This is a genomic window from Saccharopolyspora sp. NPDC000995, from assembly GCF_053599315.1.
This window is the reverse complement of record NZ_JBSFLZ010000258.1, coordinates 1-3,349: the sequence shown is the minus strand read 5'-3', so window position 1 is coordinate 3,349 and position 3,349 is coordinate 1. Positions and strand designations below refer to the sequence as shown.

Sequence of the window (3,349 nt, the reverse complement as noted above, 5' to 3'; positions counted from 1 at the left end):
CGTTCCCCACGGCCCGATCGTCACAGTCCGTCTACGCAGCTCAGGACGCCATTCGCCTGGCCCGTAGTTCGGTCAACGGGACCTCCATGCCTTCGTAGTAGCGCTGGCGTAGTTCGCCGCGCTGACCGTGGAAGATCCTCCTGGCGAGGGCGTGGCGGCCTTCCTGGAGGTTGGCCTGGGCTTTGATGTCGCGGCGGTAGCCGGTGTCGTCGACCAGACGCAGCACGTGCAGGGTCTTGTGGATCCGCCCGTAGTGGGCGATGGCCTCGCCGAGCGGGGTGGGGTGGCCGTCGCGGGAGAGCATCCGGATCACATCGTGCGCGCGTACAGCGCCGGTGTGGATGGAGGCGGTCACGCGCAGGATGTCCTCCCAGTTTCGCCGCACTTTGCCCAGGTCGATGCGGCCGCGGGCGGCGGTGGCGAACGGGCCGTAGTCGGCCTTGGTGTTGATGCGCCACAGCTTCTGATCCGGCAGGTCGGCCAGCTGCGGCGCGTAGGAGAACCCCGCCAAAGTCAGGAGTCCGAAGACAATGTCGCTATACGAGGCGGTATCCGTCACGATCATCTGCGGTTTCTGCCCGCCATCGCGGTCATAGAGCACGTCCAGCACGTGCAGGGAGTCGCGTGGAGTGCCGGCGACGACTTTCCCGGCGAGGCCGGCGGCCTGATCGTTGACCATGTTCAGCCACGTCGCGCCCCGTTTCTGGCCCCAGTAATGGGGATTGTGGCGGGCGTTGATCGTCTGCACCGGCACGACGAACCGCATCCCGTCCACACTGGCCACATGCCCGCCGCCCCAGATCTGAGCCAGGCCGATGCGGGCCTGTTCGTCGATCAGGGCGGCGTTGGCGGCCTTGAGGGTGTCCATCCGCAGGTAGGTGGCATCGACGTGCGCGAGCCGGTCCCGGGTCAGCGCGGGCACGGCGTGCTTGATAACCGGGGTCCAGCCGATATTGCACGACTCGGATACGAGCAGGGCGGCGATGGTGATGTGCAGGTCAGCCAGGCGGGCCTCGCCGCCGGTTATCGAGGTGAACGCATCCGCCGCGCCGGTCCAGGACAACACCTCTAGCAGCACCTCGGGCAGATCCACACGGGGCAGCATCCGGTTGGTCAGTACCCGCAGGTTCTCCAGGCTCGGCGGTTCCGCCTCCGCCGGGATCGCCGCCAGGTGCAGGCGCCCGGCGTCGTCGAACCGCACTGCGGTGTTCTCCGGAACCCTGGCGGCGACCTCGCGGAAGGTGGCGTCCAGCAGCTCGGCGCGCTCGTCCAGGTGGTCATCGGGGTCGGGTGGCAGACCGAGGCTGGACAGCACCACCGGCTTGGCCGTGGTCCACGCTTTGCCTGCCAGTAGCTTCGCGCGTGGGTCGCCCCACTTGCTGGAGTTGACCGCGAAGATGTCCCGGCGCCGCACACAGCGGTGGAACTGTTCCAGCACGCAGAAGGTGTAGGCCCGCCAGTCCACCGTGCCCGGTTCCAGCTCCGGGGCGTTGAGCACCAGGCGCTTCCAGGAGCCGATCAGCAGCTGCTCGTCGATCTCCGAGCGATCGACCTTGTTGCGGCCACCGCCCCACAACGTCGGCAGATTCCGCAACGCCGCCAGCACCCGTTGACCGTCGGGGGTTGCACCGAAGCGGATCACCTCGCACAACAGCGGCAGGAACGGCCGAACGGTGGCGAACCGTTTCACCAGCACCGCCCGCCATGCCTCGTCCGCATCCGAGTCCGGCAGCCCGGCCAGCTCCACCACCGCGACCAGCGCCTCGGCGAGCTCCGCACGTGGCACCACGGCCTCGATCTCGGCCCACACCTGCGCCAGACTCACCGGCTCCACCGCGGCGCTGTCATCGGCGGCCTGGTCGGCGAGGTCGTCGTGAGCGCCGGTGACCTCCAGCAGCACCCCGAACGCCGCCGCGAGCTTCGCCGACGCCTTCCCCAGCTTGGGTAGGGTGCGGAGTTTCTCCTTGGCCGATTCTCGCTCGGCCCGGGCCAGCAGCTTCGAAGCGATCAGCACGTCCAGCAGGTCCAGGGCGTCATCGACCGCCCGGGTTTGCAAATAGGTCACCGTCGCCAGCAGCGTCGCCGCCCGGCGCGAATCACCGTGCCGGCGCAGCAGACTGGCCTTGCCCTGCACCCCATACCGCGACAACTCCGCCAACCTGCGGGGCGGCACGACCTCGGTGTCGACCTCGGCGAACCCCAGCCCCAAAATCTCCGCAGCCCGCTGGAGCGCATCGACCATCGCCGGCCCCGACACCCGCACCGGCGGCCGCCGCAGCTTGTCCAGCTGCGAACTCCGCTGCCCGTCCGGGACTTCCAGCAGTTCATCCAGTGTGGACCGCTGCTCATCGTCAAGCAGCCGGTGCAGCGTCTCCCATAACCGCTGGTTCGCCGCCTCGCGGCGGGACGCGACCAGCCGCACCAGCGTCGTCACGCCCGGCAGCAGCACCCGCCGTTCCCGCAGCCATCCCACTGCCGCGTCGAACAACGCTTTCGGCCCGTCCCCGGTGGTCCAGGCGCGGGCCTCGATCCACTCGCCGAGCTCGGTCTCCACCGCCGAGAACTCACGCCAGCCTCCGACCTGCCGCAACTCCCAGACGTGCTCGAAGCGGGTTTTCTCCCGCTCGCCGTAGGACTTCACACACGCCGCGTCGTCGATACCGAGTTGCTCGGCGAGGTAGTCGACGAGCTCGACCGGCACGTCCAGCGGATCGTCGAGGAACGCACCGGCGTTGCGAACGGTCACCAGCTGCAAACTGAAGCCGAGCTTGTTGTGATCCCGGCGCTTGGCCTCCACCAGACCCCGGTCGACGTCATCGAGGAAGAAGAACCGCTCCAACTCGGCCCGCGACAACGACTCCGGTAACCGGCTATAGGCCGTGGCCTGCTCATCGGACAAGAACTCAACGGGCAACGAAGTGCCTCCTGCTGCTCACACCGCCCACCGTGGCGGCACCGCGGCGTACCTCAGCAGCAGCCAGCAACCAAGGTCAAATCGCAAACCAGCAGGTCACGGCTTAGCGCTGTCCACCGTTCCGATGTTCCTCAAACCCCTACACCCGATCCTCAGCCACCGACCGAGCCCACGCCATCGACACCGCGCTGATCACCGACGAATAGTTGAACGGCGGGGCTCTCACCAGCTATTTCGAGGGTGGATTGCCCCTTTTCGGCGTACTCCGGTCAGCCCCCTACCAGTGCAACGTCGTCGAACCGGTGTCCAGGAACTCGGCCAGCTGCCGCATCATCAACCGTGAATTGCCCTCGTCGTCTCGAACGCCCCGGCGATCACGCCCCACCCCACCGCCGCCTAAACAATCTTGATCCACAGGCATTGACAATTCCTCGC

The 3,349-nt window shown here is 67.6% G+C and carries 1 protein-coding gene; it reads right to left on the bottom strand.

The window, feature by feature from the left end; genetic code table 11:
* Positions 1-40: 40 nt before the first annotated feature.
* Complete coding sequence (locus ACWDKQ_RS35530; RefSeq protein WP_450143132.1) at positions 41-2,914, bottom strand: Tn3 family transposase; 2,874 nt, start codon at positions 2,912-2,914, stop codon at positions 41-43.
* Positions 2,915-3,349: the final 435 nt, after the last annotated feature.